A 15,678-nucleotide genomic window follows, 5' to 3' on the forward strand; every position below is an offset into this window, starting at 1 on the left:
CCTCGGCCGGTCAGGTCAGAGCGCGGCCGACGGCATCCCCAGCGCAGCCCGGATCCGCTGCACACCGTCGCCGAGGTTCATGGTCGCGGTGTCGAGCACGAGATCGGCGCTGATCAGAGGCATCTCGTCGGCCCACCGCGCGTGCACGTCGTGCAGGAAATCCCTCTCGCGGGAGATGCCGCGCGTCGGATCGGCCAGGGCCCGCTCCAGCGCGACCTCGACCGGGCAGGTGACCACGACGGTCAGGACAGGCGTTCCCGCGGGAACGTGTCGGAGGAGGTCTGCGAGCTCGGCGCGATCGCTGACGGACTCGGCGATCACCAGATCCAGTCCGGTGCCCAGCCACTGACCCGTCACGGCGGCGAAGATCCGATGCGCGTACGCCCAGTCGGGCAGCGCCGGCCGCGCCATGTCGGCGATCGCATCGAGCTCGACCAGGGCGAGCTGCTTTCCGGTGGCGCGAAGCTCCTCGGCGAGGCGGCGGGAGACGGTGCTCTTCCCGGCGGCGATCGGGCCGGCGATGAGCACCAGGGGTGGGGGAGCCGGTTGCGGAACCATGCGGGGCGATCCTCTCGTCGGCGGCGGGGCGGTCATGAGGTCAGTGGGGTGGCCGGTGGCAGGAGATCAGCACGGTGACGCCCTCCGGCGTCCTCGCGCTGTCGCGAGTTCGTCGGCGCGCTGGATTCCCAGGCGCAGTGCCTCCCGGTCCTCGGCTGACCACGGGCCGGAGCAGGCCAGCGGGATCTGTGTCATGCCGCGACGTCGGTCCTCGGGGATGGTCCCGACGAAGCGTTCCGGGTCCCGTTCCGCGGCGGCATAGAGGTTCGGGCCGTCGGCGTAGTACGGATCGGTCAGCAGGAGTCTGCCGTCCCGAGTGCGCATGACGTTGGAGGGATTGTCGTCCAGTGGACCGCACCAGGGCAGTTCCCGCTGCGCGTCGGCGTGGATTCGGCCCACGATCTGCGCGAGCTCCATGAGCTCGGGCGCCGGCAGCGCGAGTCGGCCGAGGAAGGCCGCGGCTTCAGGCTCCGACGCGTCCTCCAACCGCTGCATCACCTGGAGGTCGCCGCCGCCATCCAGGCGCCGGTGCAGGAGCAGGCGGGGGACCAGCCCGGTCGAGGCGGCCTCCCTGTAGAGCCGCGCGGTGTAGGGGCCGACGGGATCGAAGGGGGCGATCCGGGCGACGACGTCCGCATCGGGCGCGGCCCGGGCGAAGGCCCAGTCACCGGCGCCGCATGGCGTCCAGTCGGCCGCGCTGAGCAGCTGCTCGGCGTCATGGTGCGTCGCGACGGTGCGCAGCGCATCGAGCGCGGCGGGTTCGGCCAGGTCATCCATGGCGCGAGAGTACGGGGGCTCCCGCCCCGCGCTCCAGGGATTATGGGGCGCGGGGCTCAGGGACCGGCGGGACGGCGGCGCCCGCAGGCGGTAGCCGAGACCCCGGACCGTGACGGTCACGTGGCCGGTACCCGCTGTGCTGCGATCGGCGCGCGCCGGATGACCAGGGCCCCGACGAGCAGTCCGACGATCGCGAGGACGGCGGCTATCAGGAACGGGTCCGCCGGGCGCAGGACGGGCGCGAAGCCGACGCCCACGTAGATCGCCACCCCGGCGGCTCCGCCGAGCTGGTCGGCCGCTCGCTGCACCCCGGAGGCGATCCCGGCGTCGTCCTCGGTCGCACCGCTGACCGCGATGTACTGCAGCCCCACCAGGCCGAAGCCCATCCCGGCAGCGATCAGCACCATCGCCGGGATGAGCCACAGCGAACCGGCGTCGAGGGCCGCGACCAGCGCGATGGTGACCATCGCGCCCATGGTGAAGCCCAGACCGAACAGCACGCACACGCGCGCTCCCCAGCGGCCGAGCAGCCGGGGGACGAGGAGCGAGGCCAGCACCAGCGAGACCGCCAGGGGAAGCATCGTCAGCCCCGCTTCCAGCGGGCCGAGCCCGAGGACGTCCTGCAGGTAGAACGTGAACAGCAGGAACGACGTGGACAGCGCCCCGCTGAGCAGCATCGTGGTCAGGTTCGCCGTGACCCGGGCACGATCGGCGAAGAAGCCCAGCGGCACCAACGGATGAGCCGAGCGCGCTTCGACCCGCACGAACGCGAATCCGGCCAGCGCAGCACCGGCCAGTGCCGCCACGCTCACGCAGCCGCTCGTGCCGGGCTCGCCGGCCTCGACCACGCCATAGGTGAACAGCAGCGGGCACGCGATCAGCAGCAGTGCACCGGGCACATCCAGCGGGGCGGATCCGCTCGCGGCCGGACGGTCGACCCGGACCAGCAGCAGGGACGCCACGATCACGACCAGGAGGAACGGCACCGAGATCAGGAAGACCCATCGCCAGCCCAGATGCGCGGTGATGATCCCCGACAGCACGAAGCCGAGCACCAGCCCGCAGCTGGCGACCGCGGCCCACACGCTCAGCGCTCGTGACCTGCGCGGCCCCTCGGGGAACATCAGCACGATGGTGGCCATCGCCGCCGGCAGGGCGATCGCCTCACCGGCACCCTGCGCCAGGCGCGCCAGCACGAGAACGGGGAACGAAGGGGCCAGGCCCGCCAGGAGGGAGGCCACGCCGAACAGGGAGGTCCCGGCCACCAGCACCCGGCGGCGACCGAACAGATCGCCCAGGCGGCCGCCGAGCATCAGCAGTCCGCCGCCGGTGATGGTGTAACCGACCACGACCCAGGTCAGGGCGCGATCGCCGACGTCGAGATCGGCTCCGATCGAGGGCAGCGCGATGGTCACCACGGTCACGTCGATCGCGATGAAGAACTGCAGCATGGACATCGCGCACAGCACCAGCCATGCGCGCGTCGCAGACGGGGCGTGCCCGCGAGAAGGAAAGATGTCTGAAAGCATCGAGTGCTCCGCTCAGGAAAGTTTCTGAGCAGCACCGAAGTGCCGCTCCGGACTGATCACGAAGCGGCTGGACGTTCCAGGTGAAGAAGTGCTGAGTGGTGGCTCGGAACGCCCGCCGCTAGCGGGACGCCCGGGTCACTGCCGCGCACGCGGCCGAGAAAGATGCTGCAGACATGCTCGGAACGCTATCAAAGAGCCCGCAGGACCGCCGACGCAGGCGTTCGAGCAGGCCGCGAGAGGAGGACGGAGCAGGCCTCCGAGCGGCGACCTGGCGCCTCAGCCGCCCAGCTCGAGCACCCGGATCGCCAGCTGGACCCGGTTGGTGACCTGCAGCTTGTGATAGAGCCTGCCCAGGTGGGTCTTGACGGTCGCGACGGACATGAACAGCTGCGCGCCGACCTCCGGGTTCGCCAGCCCCTGGGCCACCAGTCGGCCCACCTCCCACTCCCGGTCGGTGATCCCCGCGGGGGCCGGTGCGGCCGACGGGGTCTGCTCGGCGCCGCCGGCACCGTCGTGGTCCGCCTCGGCGCCGGTGGCACCTGCCCCGTCACTCGCGGCGCGCGGATCCGCCCCGGCAGGGGCAGGTGCCGTCCCGTCGTCGGCGGCGAGCCGCACCAGGCGGGAGAGCACCTCGGGGGAGAAGCGGGGACGATCCTCGGCGGCTTCGAGCACGGCGCCGACGACCTCCTCCGGCGGGGAGTCCTTCAGCAGGAACGAGACCGCGCCCGCGCGCAGCGCCCGCAGCAGGAACTCATCGGTGTCGAAGGCGGTCAGCATGACCACCCGCGCCGCAGCGCCCTCGTCCCGCAGAATGCGCAGCGCCTCCAGGCCGGTCATGGACGGCATCCGGATGTCCATGAGCACCACATCGGGGGTGAGCTCCCGGGTGCGCTCGAGCGCCTGGTGCCCGTCGGAGGCCTCCCCGACCACCTCGATCCCGTGGCTGCCGTCGATCATCAGGCGCAGCCCCGTGCGCATCAGCGCCTCGTCGTCGACCAGCAGCACCCGCACCCGGCGCTGCCCGGGTTCCGTCTCGTTCACCACGGCATCCATGCTTCCACCTCGAAGGTCCCGCCGTCGGCTCCGCAGCGGGCGTCCCCGCCCAGCAGCCGCACCCGCTCCTGCACCCCGAGCAGCCCGTGCCCGGTGGAGATCGTCGCACCGGCCGCGGTGGCGGACAGCGGATTGCGGGCGGTGAGCACCAGGTGCTCGTCGTCGCGGGAGAGCGTCACGCGCAGCGGTGCACCGGGGGCATGCTTGGCCGCATTGGCCGTGATCTCGGTGAGGATCCGCGCCAGGGTCACCACGGTGCCGCGGTCGCGTCCGGTCAGGTCATCGGGCTCGATGCCCTGCCAGGTCAGCTGCACGTCCTGACCGTCGGCACGGGCGCGCTCGATGATCTCGGTGAGGGTGGGTGCGGTGGCCAGCGGGGCGTCGCCGTCGGCGGTGCGCAGGGTCATCAGCACGGTGCGCAGCTCCCCATTGGCCTGCTGGGCGGCCTCGCGCACGGTCGCGGCGGAGCGCCGCAGATCCTCCGGCGCGAGATCCTCGCGGTAGGACATGGCGCCGGCGTGCATGGCGATCGCCGCGAGGTGGTGGGAGATGCTGTCGTGCATGTCGCGGGCCAGGGCGGCGCGCTCCTCGGCGCGCACCCGGGCGGTCTCGGCGTCGCGCTCGCGCACCAGAGCCGCCGCTTCCCGCTCGGCGGCCTCGCGTTCCCGCTGGGCGGTCTCCCGCTCGCGGTCCGCGGAGGCGGCCCGGTCCCGCAGCGTGGCCACGAGCTCGTGGCGGGTGCCGACCACATGCCCGATCAGCAGCGGGACCAATGCGGCGACGATCATCACGCCGACGGTGGTGACCAGGAGCAGTGCGTCGACCTCTCCGCGCACGGACGCGTCGATGCCCAGCGTCAACAGGGATGCGACGGTGACCAGCAGGATCGCGAGACCGTCCAGCCACGGGCGCCGCCGCGTGCCCAGCCGGTACAGAGCGATCGCCGAGGCCACCAGTGCGAAGGTGCTCAGTCCGGCGGTCATCGCCACCGTCAGATGCAGCACGTTGTGGAGCCGTCCGGGCCGCAGGAAACGCAGCGGTCCGATCACCAGGGTGACCAGGGCACCCAGCAGTGCATCGGCCGCGGACAGGGCGACCAGAGCGCCCGGCGGGTCGTCGTCGAATTCCATCAGCAGCGACCCGAAGACGATCAGGAAGATCAGCAGGCCCAGACCGCAGCCGCCGAGGGACTGGGCGAGCGCGATCAGCCACTCGCGCAGATTGCGCACGGAGGGCGGCGCCGAGACGGTGGGCGCGGTGACGGTCATGAGGACAGCGTAGGAAGGTCCGACGGCCGACGGATCCGCCGCGCGGCCGATGACCGATCGGCGGATCGCCGAGCCTCCCGGCGGTTCCGAGGAGAGCCGTGCGGTCGATGTGCGACCAGGGAGACTTCGACCAGGATCGAGGCATGACAGCAGGAACCACCTCCGTCACCCCGCCTCCTGATCCCGCGACACGGCATGTCGATGCGGCAGACCCGCAGGCCATCTCGGGCTCGCTGCCCGGGCACGACTTGGAGGGCGACGGTGCGAGCGCTGCGCCGCGCCGGCCGGGCGCCCCGCTCCCCGTCGCCTTCCACCGCCTCCCGCGGGCGATCCCGCATCGTGGGTACTGGTGGCGGCCGCTGGTGGCCGTGGCGGTGGCCGCGGTGACCTACCTGGCGATGTTCCTCCTCCTGATCGTGGTGAGCCTGGTGACCCCTGCGGTGTGGCCGGGTCTGGACATCAGCGCCGAGATGACCGATCCGCTGAACCCGTTGGATCAGTTCATCTCCCTCGGCATGCTCGCCCTGGGGCTGCCGGCGGTCCTCCTCGGCACCCTGGCGGGCTACGGCCGCGCCGGCATCGCCCACTCCGTGATCGGGCGCTTCCGCTGGGGCCTGCTGGGCCGGGTCGCGATCGTGGTGGTCCCGGTCTATCTGCTGATCAACGTCGGGGTGAACCTGCTGCTGGCCCGGAACGACCTCGTGGTGCCGGCCCTGGATGCGACGGTGCTGGCGGCCTGGGCGATCGCGCTCCTCCTGGCCCCGCTGCAGTCCGCCGCGGAGGAGTACGTCTTCCGGGCGCTGCCGCTGCAGGCGCTGGGGACCTGGTTGCGCTGGCCCGTGGTCGGGATCCTGCTGCCCGTGCCGCTGTTCGTGCTGGGGCACGGCTATGACTGGCTCGGCCAGGTCGACATCGCCCTGTTCGCCCTCACGATGGGGCTGCTGGCCTGGAAGACGGGCGGCATCGAGATCCCGGTGCTGCTGCACGCGGTGAACAACACGACCCTGTTCGCCCTCGCCCCGCTGATCCCAGGATTCACCGAGCAGGGCGAGGTGACCGTTGCCGGGTTCCTGCTCGCGACGGTGCCGATGCTCCTGCTCTCGGCCGGGATCTGGGGGTGGTTCTCGCGGCGCGAGGGCCTCGGGGCGTGGGAACCGCGCCGAGGAGCGCCCCCGCCGCGGTGACGGGCTGGATCGAGAGTGTCGTTCCGGGCGCTTCGGTCGTACCTGAGGCGCCCTCGATGACACTGTCGATGTGAAGGGGGCCGACGGGTTGCAGGGGCCGACGGGTTGCGAGGGGCCGACGAGCTGCCGGGCGTCGAAGATCCTGAAGGTTCTGGCGACTTCCCGACAGCGGCGTCGCGCCGGTCGGGTCTGACCGGTCGGGTCTGACCGGTCGGGTCTGACCGGTCGGGTCTGACCGGTCAGGTTTGACCGGATCGGTCGGACCGGAACGGTCATGTCGGCGTCGGGAGCTCATCCCCTCCAGCCGCGGGCGCGCAGCGCCGTCCTCACCCGGGTGATGGCCGAGGCGCAGCCGGCGGCGAGGTCAGCGGCGATCATCGGCAGATCCACCCAGCCGGCGAGTCGTCGCCGTTCGTCGCGGCGCGCGTCCCTCCGTCGCTGCTCGGGACTGCGATGGGTGGGCCCCTCGTACTCCACGATCACGTGCCACCGTGGCCAGTGGAGGTCCGGCTCTCCGAGATCGACGCCATCCTGGAACGCTCGCACGTTGGGCAGAGGCTCCGGCAGGCCCGCTCGCACGAAGGCCAGACGCAGCGTGGTCTCCGGCGGCGAGTCGGCGCCGACCCGCACCAGGTCGAGCGACTCGCGGACCCGGACGGTGCCGCGCCCGGCGAATCCGGCCGCGGCGGCCTTCAGCTCGTCGATGGTCGTGAACGGATCGGCTCTGTCCTCGAACGCCGGACGCGGCCGACGGACGAGGTGATCGCCGATCGCGACCAGTCCATCCAGGGACACGGATGCTCCCAGCCGCAGAAACGTATCCTGTCGCGTCGTCAGACGAATGCCCGCGGCCTCCGCCGTCGGCTCCTCGGGACGCACGCGACTCCACCGCACGAGCGACGTGGACCGTCGGACGGAGTCGACGGTCGCCAGGTGGACGCGAGGATCGGGCCCGGAACGGCGGGCTCGGTACGGGGTCCGGAGCCGGGGCCGGCGGGGAGCGCGCAGCGATGGCTCCACGATCGGTTCCGCGAGGGCCCCGGGCAGCGGGAGGCCCCATGCCCGGGCCGCCGTCAGCCCGGTGGCGAAGGAGCCCGGGACACGTCGCTGGTACGCGGCGACGATGTCCTCCTCTCTGATGGTGCATCCGCGCCGGCGATACAGCCCTGGGACGATTTGCACCAGGTCACGGCGACGGAGCCGGTCACGCGTGATGCCGGCTCGCATCGCTTCGTCGGCCGTGAAGACCCGATGCTCGAAGTCCGGGGGCAGATTGCTGGGGCGCACAGGCATGCGGACAGCATGGGGGCACTCGCACGGGTCCGCTCGGCTCGTCCCCAATGCGCTGGCCCGGGGTCGACGGACCGTTCCTCCCCATCGACGACCGTCACATTGCCATCGTCGCCATCGCCATCGCCATCGCCATCGCCATCGCCATCGCCATCGCCATCGCCGTCGCCGTCGGGGTCGTCGTCGCGGTCGTCGTCGACATCGCCGTCGGGGTCGTCGCCGTCGTGGACATCGCCGCCATCGGCCACATCGGCCACATCGGTCACATCGGCTGCCCCGGCCCGGTTCCTGGGCGTGGGTCGAGCGCTGGCGGCTGCATCCGGATCGAGCTCGCCGCGGCGCTTGGATCGAGAACGTCATCCTCGGCGCCTCCGATGGTGGTGAGGCGCCCGGGACGACGATCTCGATCCGGAGCCATGCCGGGAACGGTCTCGGGAGCCCCGCACTTGTGTGGTGCCTCGCAGATGGTCTCTTGTGCGGTGCCCCGCAGATGGTCGTCCGGCACCGCGGCGTCCAGCGGCGGCGTTCTAGAGTGGTCACGCCATGTGTCGACTCTTCGCTCTCCGATCCGATCAGCCCGTGACCGCCGAATTCTGGCTGCTCGATGCCCCCTACTCGCTGCTGAACCAGTCCCACTTCAACGCTGACGGGACCGGATTCGGCTGGATCGACGAGACCGGGTCCGCCCGGATCCGCAAGCGGCCCGTCGCCGCCTACGAGTCCGAGGCCTTCGCCCACGCCGCCGCCACGCTGCGCTCGAGCTCGATGATCGCCCACATCCGGCTCTCCTCCGGAGCCGGTCACAGCGACGACAACACCCACCCCTTCCTGCAGGACGGCATCATCACCGCCCACAACGGGGTCCTCGAGGTCACCGACGAGATGCGCCGACGCGTCGCCGAGCTCGGCACGGAGCACCACGTCCACGGCACCACCGACAGCGAATGGATGGCCGCGCTGATCACGGGAGAGGTCGCCGTGCACGACGGGGACCTGCACGCCGGGGTGGTCGCCGCGCTGCGCTGGATCGGCGCGCACGTGCCCGTCTATTCCGTGAACATCCTGGTCATGAACCGCGACGAGCTGATCGCCGTGCGTCTTCCCGCCACCAACGAGCTGTGGGTCCTGGAACGCTCCGCCACCGACAAGCACCCGCGCGAGGCCTTGGAGCAGTCGTCCGACTCGCTGCGCGCCCGCAGCGAGGACCTGCGCGGCGTGCGCTCGGTCGTCATCGCCAGCGAACCGATGGACGATGACCCGGCCTGGCGCCTGATGGGCTCCGGGGAACTGGTGCGCCTGGACGCCGAGGGCGCGCTGACCAGCGAGCACCCCTTCGGGCCGCTCGCGCAGGCGCTGAGCATCGATGATCTCGGGCTCTCGGCGGCCGCGTCCCAGGCCCACGCCGCCCAGGAGCGTGCCCAGACCGAGCGCCGCCACCACCTCGCCGAGGGTCACGCGGGCCCCGAGAGCGCCGCGGGCCCCGAGAGCGCCGCCGGACCGACGGGCCCGGACGGGAACGCCGCCCGATGAGCGCGACCGAAGCCGCTCGCCCCGCCGCGTATCACCGCCTGGCCACGCTCCGCCCGGCCTGGTCGTCCTGGCCCAAGCCGCTGCTGACCCTCGCCGCGGCGTTCATCGCCTACGTGGTGCTCGCCTCCGTGCTGCTGGTCCTCACGATCCTCGTCCTCGCGCTCGCCCCCGGCGTGAACGTTGCGATCGGTGTGACCAGCGGCGACCCCACCAGCCCCCTCGACGTCGGGCTCGCCCTGGCGATGGGTGCGCTGTGGTGGCCGGCCGGACTGATCGGGGTGCGGGTCGGTGGCTGGCGTCCGCCCCGCCTGACCTGGTCGGTCGCCGCACGCGTGCGGCGTGAGCTGCTGCGGTCGATGACGGCGCACGTGATGATCGGCGGGCTCGTCGTCGTCGCTCTCGCCGCCCTCGCCGGCCTGCTCGCCGGGCCCGGCGCAGCGCCGGATCCTGCGGCCGACGGGGGCGCCGGCGTCCTCTCACGGCTCCTGGTGATCCTGCTGGTGCTGGTGCTGGCCCCGCTCCAGGCGCTCGGACTCGAGCTGACGCTGCGGGGCGTGGTCCTGCAGGCCCTCGGCACGTGGCTGCGCAGCCCGGTCGTCCCGATCCTCGTCACCGCGGCCTTCGCGCTCATCGGCCGCCAGCTGACCCCGGCCGTGGTGATCCCGGCGCTCGCCGTGGCGCTGGCCGCGGCGGTGCTCGCCTGGAAGACCGGCGGTCTCGAGCTGCCGATCCTCCTCACCCTCACGCTCACGGTCGCCGCGATGATCGTCTCCGCCCTGACCGCAGGCACGGGCGCCGGGACCGGGGTGAGCGCCCTGGGCGCCGCCGTCGCGGCTCCGGGCACGTCCGCTGCCGCCCTCGCCGCCCCGGAGGCCGCGGCGGCATGGGCAGGCGGAGTGGTCAGCGCGGTCGCTCTTCTGGCGCTGACCGTCGTGATCATGGTCGTGGTCAGCCGGCGGGAGGGCCTGCGTCTGCTTCAGCCCGTCGGCCGCCCTGCCGCCGAACCGGTGCCGGAGCCCGTCCCCTTCTGAGCACCCCTGCTCCGGGCGACCCGCCGACCCGCCGACACGTATCGAGGTGCGGCAGGAGATGCGCACCGGAGTGCGAAGTCGGTACGTTTTGACCATGAGCCCCGCCGACGCCGCCCGGTCCACCACGACCGACCCGATCACCGCCGCCCCGCCGCGTGCCGCCGCCGCGTCCGCCACGGAGGCCGCGCCCGGAGCCGCCCCCGCCGGCGGCGCGGGCACCGTGCCGGACCCGTTGCTGCTGTTCCCGCTCCGCCAACGGATCGTCGAACGCGACCTCGGGGTGCGGGCGATCCACGTCCACCGCGGCGGTCGGGACGAGGTCTCCCACCGCTTCGTCGAGGACACCGCGGAGAACATCTACTCCTGCTCCAAGACGGTCACCGCGCTCGCCGTGGGGATCGCCGCGAGCGAGGGTCTGCTCGAGGTCGAGGACCGCCTGGTCGACCACCTGCCCGCCCCGGCGGGCGGCTACGGCCGGGGCATCGACCAGGTGCGGCTGCGCCACCTGCTGACCATGACCTCCGGTTCGCCCGTGCTGGGCTTCCTCGAGGAGGAGCGCGACCACGAGGACCTCACCGCCCTGATCCTCGGCACCGACCTGATCGCCGACCCGGGCCGGCGGTGGGAGTACTCCAACGGGTCGATCTTCCTGCTCTCGCGGGTCATCAGCGAGCGCACGGGGCAGAGCCTGCGCGACTGGCTGCTGCCGCGCCTGTTCGAGCCGCTGGGGATCCTGAACCCGCAGTGGCACACCACCCGGGACGGCCACAGCTGGGGCGCGACCGGCCTGCACCTGAAGTCGGGTCAGCTGGCCCGCATCGGCCGCCTGCTGCTGCAGCGCGGCGAGCACGAGGGGACCCAGCTGGTCCCCGCCGCCTGGATCGATGCGATGCACGCCGAGGACACCTGGGTGGCCACCGGCGAGGTCGAGCCCGAATCCACCCGGTACGGCTACGGCGTCTGGCGCTGCTCGATCGACGGGGCGTGGCGGGCCGACGGTGCCTACGGCCAGCTCGTGCTCGTCCTCCCGGAGCAGGACGCCGTCGTCACCCTCACCTCCCATCTCGAGGGGCGCGGCTCCGACGAGATCATGCGGGCCGTGTGGGAGGAGCTGCTGCCGCTGCTGTGAGCGGGCCTGCCACCCGGTCGGGTGTGTCCGGTCACCACCGCCTGGGCACCGGCGCCCGGCCGGCGCCACCTGGTCGGATGCGAATGGTCGGCTGCGAACTTTCGTCGCCAGGCGTGACCTCACAGCCGATATGGCCATGAGGTCACGCAGAGGAACGAAAGTTTGCAGGCCACGCTGCTGCGGGTACTGCATGGGGCGTCGAGGGGCCCCGCTCGATGGGGGTTCGAGGGCCCCGCTCGATGGGGGTTCGAGGGGCCCGCTCACGAGCGGCCGACGCGGTGGCAGCTTTCAGGGTGTGTCGCAGGGCGTGTCGGACGACCGGTCGGACTGACCGCGGATCTTCCGGTCGAAGGCGTCCTGGACTTTCTTGGCTCTCAGCCCCATGCGCCGGCCCCACAGGGAACCGGCGATGCAGGCGACTGCCGTGAAGATGACACCTGCCATGAAGCCCCTCCCCGCGCGACGGTGCACCGTGCGGTGCGGTTGCCCTTCCAGGGTAATCAGCTCCTCCACCCAGTAGCGTGGGGCCATGGACTGGTCCGTGATCGGAAATCTCGCCCTCGTGCTGCTCTTCGTGCTCGTCGGCGGTCTGTTCGCCGGTACGGAGATGGCGATCGTCAACCTGCGCGAATCGCAGATCAAGCAGCTGGAGGACTCCGGCGCCCGCGGGGAGCGCACCGCGACGCTGGTGCGCGACCCCAACCAGTTCCTCTCGGCCGTGCAGATCGGCGTGACCGTCGCCGGGTTCTTCTCCTCCGCCTACGGCGCGTCCACGATCGCCCCGTCCCTGGCACCGCTGCTGGTGCAGGCGGGACTCCCCGAGGCGACGGCGAGCACCGCCGCGCTGATCGGGATGACGCTGGTCATCGCCTATCTCTCCCTGGTCCTCGGCGAGCTCGCCCCCAAACGCCTCGCGATGCAGAACGCGCTGGGGGTGGCGCGGGTCGTCGGCCCGCCCCTGAGCATCTTCGGCAAGGCCATGCGCCCGGTGATCTGGCTGCTGTCGACGTCGACCAACATCGTGGTGCGACTGATGGGCGGCGACCCGCACGCCAACCGCGAATCCGTCTCCGCCGAGGAGATCCGGTCCATGGTGCGCAACTCCGAGGCCCTGGACCAGGCCGAGTCCCGCGTGCTGGCCGACGTCTTCGACGCCTCCGAGCGCACCGTCGTCGAGGTGATGCGGCCCCGTCACCAGGTGCACTTCCTGGACGGCAGCGACACCGTGGCCGACGTCCGCGAGGAGATCCGCGACACCGGCTACTCGCGTTACCCGGTGACCGGGGAGGACGTCGACGACGTGCTCGGCTTCGCCCACGTGCGCGACCTGCTGCTGGTCGATGATCCCGCCGCCACCCGGATGGCGGACCTCGCCCGGCCCATCGAGCACATCCCCGGCACCGTCGAGGTGCTGCAGGCCCTGAACCGCATGCGCTCCCACGCCCGGCAGATCGCCGTGGTGGTCGATGAGTACGGCGGCACCGACGGCATCGTCACCCTCGAGGATCTGTTGGAGGAGCTGGTCGGCGAGATCTACGACGAGTTCGACCGCGAGTCCTGGCCCGCACCCGGCGGCCTCGACCGGATCGTGGAGGCCGACGGCACCATCGAGGGTGGCCTGATCCTGCAGGAGTTCGAGGCCGCCACCGAGGTCGCGCTGCCGGACAACGGCGGCTACGAGACCGTCGGCGGGTTCGTCATGGCGCGGCTGGGCCGCATCCCCGAGGTCGGTGACGTGGTCACGGTCGACGGCGGCCGTCTCGAGGTGGTCGAGGTCGACGAACGACGGGTCCAGACGGTGCGCTTCGTGCCCGCTCCCTCGGCGCCCCCGGAGCCGCAGGAGACGTCCTGATCCCAGACGTCCGGAGAGTCGGGTCGCGCTGGCATACTCTCTGGCATGAGTGAAGGCGACGACATCCAGGGCGGCAGCGGCGACCGCGAGCTGACCGTGCACTTCCACCGCGAGAAGGCCCAGGAGCGGCTCGAGCGGACGACCCGCTCCGTGGGCATCATCCGGGTCTCCATGACCCTCGGCGCCGTCGTCATCATCCTGGTCGGCCTGATCTTCCTCGACCCGCCCGTGAGCTACATCGTCATCGCGTTCGGGGTCGTCGACGGCGTCCTGGCGCTGTTCTACCTCCCGTCGATCCTGCTGCGCGCGGTCCGCGAGCAGGCCGAGGTGCCGACGTCCCGCGACGACTCCCTGCTCGTGCTGACCGAGCACGGCGTGCGCCGCACTGCGGGGGACGGGCCGCCGGCGGAGATCCCCTACGCCGACGTGTCCCTGCAGCGCGTCGCCCCGAGCTCCGCCGGCGTCCCGGCTCGGCTGTCCGTGCAGCTGCCCGGCGAGCGGCTCGACCTCAGCGGCGACCTGCTCCACCCGGGTCTGGACGAGACCCTCGAGGCGTACGAACGGCTGCGTCCCGCAGAGTCGGCGCGCTGACCGGACGGTCGTCGGGCGGAGCGTATCGGCCGTCGGCCGACCCGACCCCGCTAGGCTGGCCGGGACGGGCACCGCGCCTGCGGGCCGGTGCCCACCCGGACGCATCATCCCAGGAGGCACCCCATGGCCCGTACGTCGTTCGCCCAGCTCCTCGTCACCCAGCTCCGCGACCTCGGCGTCGAGCGCATCTACGGCGTCGTCGGCGACTCCCTGAACCCGGTGGTGGACGCCGTCCGCACCACCGAGGGCATCGACTGGATCCACGTGCGCAATGAGGAGGCCGGAGCCTTCGCCGCCGGCGCCGAAGCACGGCTGACCGGCAAGCTCGCCGTCTGCACCGGCTCCTGCGGGCCGGGCAACACCCACCTCATCCAGGGCCTGTTCGACGCCCACCGCGACGGCGCCCCGGTGCTCGCGATCGCCTCCCACATCCCCAGCGAGAAGATCGGCACCGGGTTCTTCCAGGAGACCCACCCGGAGATCCTGTTCCGCGAGTGCTCCCACTTCTGCGAGATGGTCAACTCCGGCGAGCACGGCACCGCGATGCTCCACATCGCCGTGCAGACCGCGATCGCCAAGCGCGGCGTCTCCGTGCTCGTGCTGCCCGGCGACGTCGCCGACCAGGAGGTCGACGGCCCGCTGACCCGCGAGCTGGCCACCGAGTTCGGTCGGGTCCAGCCCGCCGCGGCCCCCGTCGGCCGCCTCGCCGAGATGATCGACGCGGCCGACTCCGTCACCCTGTTCACCGGCGCCGGGGTGCGCGACGCCCGCGAGGAGGTGCTCGAGCTCGCCGAACGGGTCAAGTCCCCGATCGGCCACGCCTTCGGCGGCAAGGAGTGGATGCAGTACGACAACCCCTATGACGTCGGCATGAGCGGCCTGCTCGGCTACGGAGCCTGCTACGACGCCATGCACGAGGCCGACCTCGTCATCCTGCTGGGCACCGACTTCCCCTATCCCGAGTTCCTCCCCGGTCGTCCGGGGGCGAAGAACCCGCCTCAGATCGTCCAGATCGACGCCGAGGCCTCCCGCCTGGGCCGCCGCGTCCCGCTGGACCTCGCGATCCACGGCGACATCGCCCTCACCCTGCAGGCCGTGCTCCCGCTGCTGACCAGCGCCAAGAGCGCCCGCTTCCTGCACCGCATGCTGAAGGCCCACCACAAGGCGCTCACCGGGGCCGTCGCCGCGTACACCAAGAACGTGGAGCGGATGCGGCCGATCCACCCGGAGTTCGCCGCCGACGTGCTCGACGACCTCGCCGAGGACGACGCGGTGTTCACCGTGGACACCGGCATGTGCAACGTGTGGGGCGCCCGCTACATCACCCCCAACGGCCGACGGCGCGTGTTCGGCTCCTGGCACCACGGCTCCATGGCCAACGCCCTGCCGCAGGCCATCGGCGCCTCCCTGGCGTTCCCGGACCGCCAGGTGATCTCGATGAGCGGCGACGGCGGCCTGGGGATGCTGATGGGCGAGCTGCTGACCGTGAAGCTGCACGAGCTGAACACCAAGATCGTCGTGTTCAACAACTCCAGCCTCGGCATGGTCAAGCTCGAGATGCTGGTCGAGGGCCTGCCGGACCACGGCACCGACCACGAGGACGTCGACTACGCCGCGATCGCGCAGGGCGTGGGGATCCACGCGGTGCGGATCACCGATCCCAGGAAGCTGAAGAAGCAGCTGGCCGAAGCGCTGGCCACGAAGGGACCGGTGCTGATCGACGTGGTCACCGACCCTGACGCGCTGTCGATGCCCCCGAAGATCTCCGCGCAGCAGATCCGCGGCTTCGCGACCGCGTCGACCAAGATCGTCCTCGGCGGCGGCGTGGGCAAGATGATCGACATGGCCGCCTCCAACCTGCGCAACATGCCCCGATGAGGACGAGA

At 71.9% G+C, this 15,678-nt stretch carries 14 protein-coding genes; 7 read left to right on the forward strand and 7 right to left on the reverse strand.

Annotated features, from left to right (window positions below; all coding sequences use genetic code 11):
* Positions 1 to 15: 15 nt before the first annotated feature.
* The 5 genes from JOF44_RS13995 to JOF44_RS14015 all read right to left on the reverse strand — a co-directional run bounded on the left by JOF44_RS13995 (position 16) and on the right by JOF44_RS14015 (position 5,185).
* Entirely contained in the window at positions 16 to 558 is a 543-nt protein-coding gene (locus JOF44_RS13995) for a P-loop nucleotide/nucleoside kinase family protein (protein WP_209892603.1), read from the reverse strand.
* Positions 559 to 624: 66 nt separating this feature from the next.
* The gene (locus JOF44_RS14000) at positions 625 to 1,335 is read right to left on the reverse strand and encodes a hypothetical protein (RefSeq protein WP_209892605.1); all 711 of its coding nucleotides are present in this window, start codon (positions 1,333 to 1,335) and stop codon (positions 625 to 627) included.
* A 116-nt stretch (positions 1,336 to 1,451) separates the two neighbouring features.
* Positions 1,452 to 2,792 carry an MFS transporter gene (locus JOF44_RS14005; RefSeq protein ID WP_245348952.1) on the reverse strand — a complete coding sequence of 447 codons (1,341 nt, stop codon included), beginning with the start codon at positions 2,790 to 2,792 and terminating at the stop codon, positions 1,452 to 1,454.
* Positions 2,793 to 3,140: 348 nt separating this feature from the next.
* Positions 3,141 to 3,905, reverse strand: a complete 765-nt coding sequence (locus JOF44_RS14010) for a response regulator (RefSeq protein ID WP_342591787.1) — start codon at positions 3,903 to 3,905, stop codon at positions 3,141 to 3,143.
* Entirely contained in the window at positions 3,902 to 5,185 is a 1,284-nt protein-coding gene (locus JOF44_RS14015; protein ID WP_209892610.1) for a sensor histidine kinase, read from the reverse strand. The genes JOF44_RS14010 and JOF44_RS14015 overlap by 4 nt, the downstream gene beginning before the upstream one ends.
* 143 nt (positions 5,186 to 5,328) lie before the next feature.
* Between JOF44_RS14015 and JOF44_RS14020 the strand changes: the two genes are divergently transcribed.
* Positions 5,329 to 6,369 (forward strand): CPBP family intramembrane glutamic endopeptidase, encoded by a 1,041-nt coding sequence (locus JOF44_RS14020; RefSeq protein ID WP_209892612.1) that lies wholly within the window; start codon positions 5,329 to 5,331, stop codon positions 6,367 to 6,369.
* A gap of 291 nt (positions 6,370 to 6,660) precedes the next feature.
* Here JOF44_RS14020 and JOF44_RS14025 read toward each other — a convergent pair whose 3' ends face one another.
* Complete coding sequence (locus JOF44_RS14025) at positions 6,661 to 7,164, reverse strand: hypothetical protein (protein ID WP_209892614.1); 504 nt, start codon at positions 7,162 to 7,164, stop codon at positions 6,661 to 6,663.
* 1,038 nt (positions 7,165 to 8,202) lie between these two features.
* On the opposite strand from JOF44_RS14025, the gene JOF44_RS14030 reads away from it, so the two are divergent.
* The 3 genes from JOF44_RS14030 (at position 8,203) to JOF44_RS14040 (ending at position 11,349) form a co-directional block, all read left to right on the forward strand.
* Entirely contained in the window at positions 8,203 to 9,189 is a 987-nt protein-coding gene (locus tag JOF44_RS14030) for a class II glutamine amidotransferase (RefSeq protein ID WP_209892617.1), read from the forward strand.
* A complete protein-coding gene (locus JOF44_RS14035; protein ID WP_209892620.1) occupies positions 9,186 to 10,220 on the forward strand; it encodes a CPBP family glutamic-type intramembrane protease in 1,035 nt (344 codons plus the stop codon). Before JOF44_RS14030 ends, JOF44_RS14035 begins: the two co-directional genes overlap by 4 nt.
* 94 nt (positions 10,221 to 10,314) lie before the next feature.
* On the forward strand, positions 10,315 to 11,349 hold the full coding sequence (locus JOF44_RS14040) for a serine hydrolase domain-containing protein (protein ID WP_209892622.1): 1,035 nt from the start codon (positions 10,315 to 10,317) through the stop codon (positions 11,347 to 11,349).
* Between the two features lie 288 nt (positions 11,350 to 11,637).
* Here JOF44_RS14040 and JOF44_RS14045 read toward each other — a convergent pair whose 3' ends face one another.
* Positions 11,638 to 11,880 carry a hypothetical protein gene (locus JOF44_RS14045; protein ID WP_209892625.1) on the reverse strand — a complete coding sequence of 81 codons (243 nt, stop codon included), beginning with the start codon at positions 11,878 to 11,880 and terminating at the stop codon, positions 11,638 to 11,640.
* Between JOF44_RS14045 and JOF44_RS14050 the strand changes: the two genes are divergently transcribed.
* The 3 genes from JOF44_RS14050 to JOF44_RS14060 all read left to right on the forward strand — a co-directional run bounded on the left by JOF44_RS14050 (position 11,879) and on the right by JOF44_RS14060 (position 15,670).
* Positions 11,879 to 13,201, forward strand: a complete 1,323-nt coding sequence (locus JOF44_RS14050; RefSeq protein WP_209892628.1) for a hemolysin family protein — start codon at positions 11,879 to 11,881, stop codon at positions 13,199 to 13,201. The two genes, JOF44_RS14045 and JOF44_RS14050, sit on opposite strands and share 2 nt — an antisense overlap.
* 45 nt (positions 13,202 to 13,246) lie before the next feature.
* The gene (locus JOF44_RS14055) at positions 13,247 to 13,792 is read left to right on the forward strand and encodes a hypothetical protein (protein WP_209892631.1); all 546 of its coding nucleotides are present in this window, start codon (positions 13,247 to 13,249) and stop codon (positions 13,790 to 13,792) included.
* A gap of 123 nt (positions 13,793 to 13,915) precedes the next feature.
* The gene (locus tag JOF44_RS14060; protein WP_209892634.1) at positions 13,916 to 15,670 is read left to right on the forward strand and encodes a pyruvate dehydrogenase; all 1,755 of its coding nucleotides are present in this window, start codon (positions 13,916 to 13,918) and stop codon (positions 15,668 to 15,670) included.
* Positions 15,671 to 15,678: the final 8 nt, after the last annotated feature.

The organism is Brachybacterium fresconis (genome assembly GCF_017876515.1).
Classification (GTDB): domain Bacteria; phylum Actinomycetota; class Actinomycetes; order Actinomycetales; family Dermabacteraceae; genus Brachybacterium; species Brachybacterium fresconis.

Coding starts and splice junctions, on each gene's coding strand:
- JOF44_RS14020 (WP_209892612.1), top strand. CDS start 5,329: ATGACAGCAGGAACCACCTCCGTCACCCCGCCTCCTGATCCCGCGACA.
- JOF44_RS14030 (WP_209892617.1), top strand. CDS start 8,203: ATGTGTCGACTCTTCGCTCTCCGATCCGATCAGCCCGTGACCGCCGAA.
- JOF44_RS14015 (WP_209892610.1), bottom strand. CDS start 5,185: ATGACCGTCACCGCGCCCACCGTCTCGGCGCCGCCCTCCGTGCGCAAT.
- JOF44_RS14045 (WP_209892625.1), bottom strand. CDS start 11,880: ATGGCCCCACGCTACTGGGTGGAGGAGCTGATTACCCTGGAAGGGCAA.
- JOF44_RS14035 (WP_209892620.1), top strand. CDS start 9,186: ATGAGCGCGACCGAAGCCGCTCGCCCCGCCGCGTATCACCGCCTGGCC.
- JOF44_RS14060 (WP_209892634.1), top strand. CDS start 13,916: ATGGCCCGTACGTCGTTCGCCCAGCTCCTCGTCACCCAGCTCCGCGAC.
- JOF44_RS13995 (WP_209892603.1), bottom strand. CDS start 558: ATGGTTCCGCAACCGGCTCCCCCACCCCTGGTGCTCATCGCCGGCCCG.
- JOF44_RS14000 (WP_209892605.1), bottom strand. CDS start 1,335: ATGGATGACCTGGCCGAACCCGCCGCGCTCGATGCGCTGCGCACCGTC.
- JOF44_RS14055 (WP_209892631.1), top strand. CDS start 13,247: ATGAGTGAAGGCGACGACATCCAGGGCGGCAGCGGCGACCGCGAGCTG.
- JOF44_RS14040 (WP_209892622.1), top strand. CDS start 10,315: ATGAGCCCCGCCGACGCCGCCCGGTCCACCACGACCGACCCGATCACC.
- JOF44_RS14005 (WP_245348952.1), bottom strand. CDS start 2,792: ATGTCCATGCTGCAGTTCTTCATCGCGATCGACGTGACCGTGGTGACC.
- JOF44_RS14050 (WP_209892628.1), top strand. CDS start 11,879: ATGGACTGGTCCGTGATCGGAAATCTCGCCCTCGTGCTGCTCTTCGTG.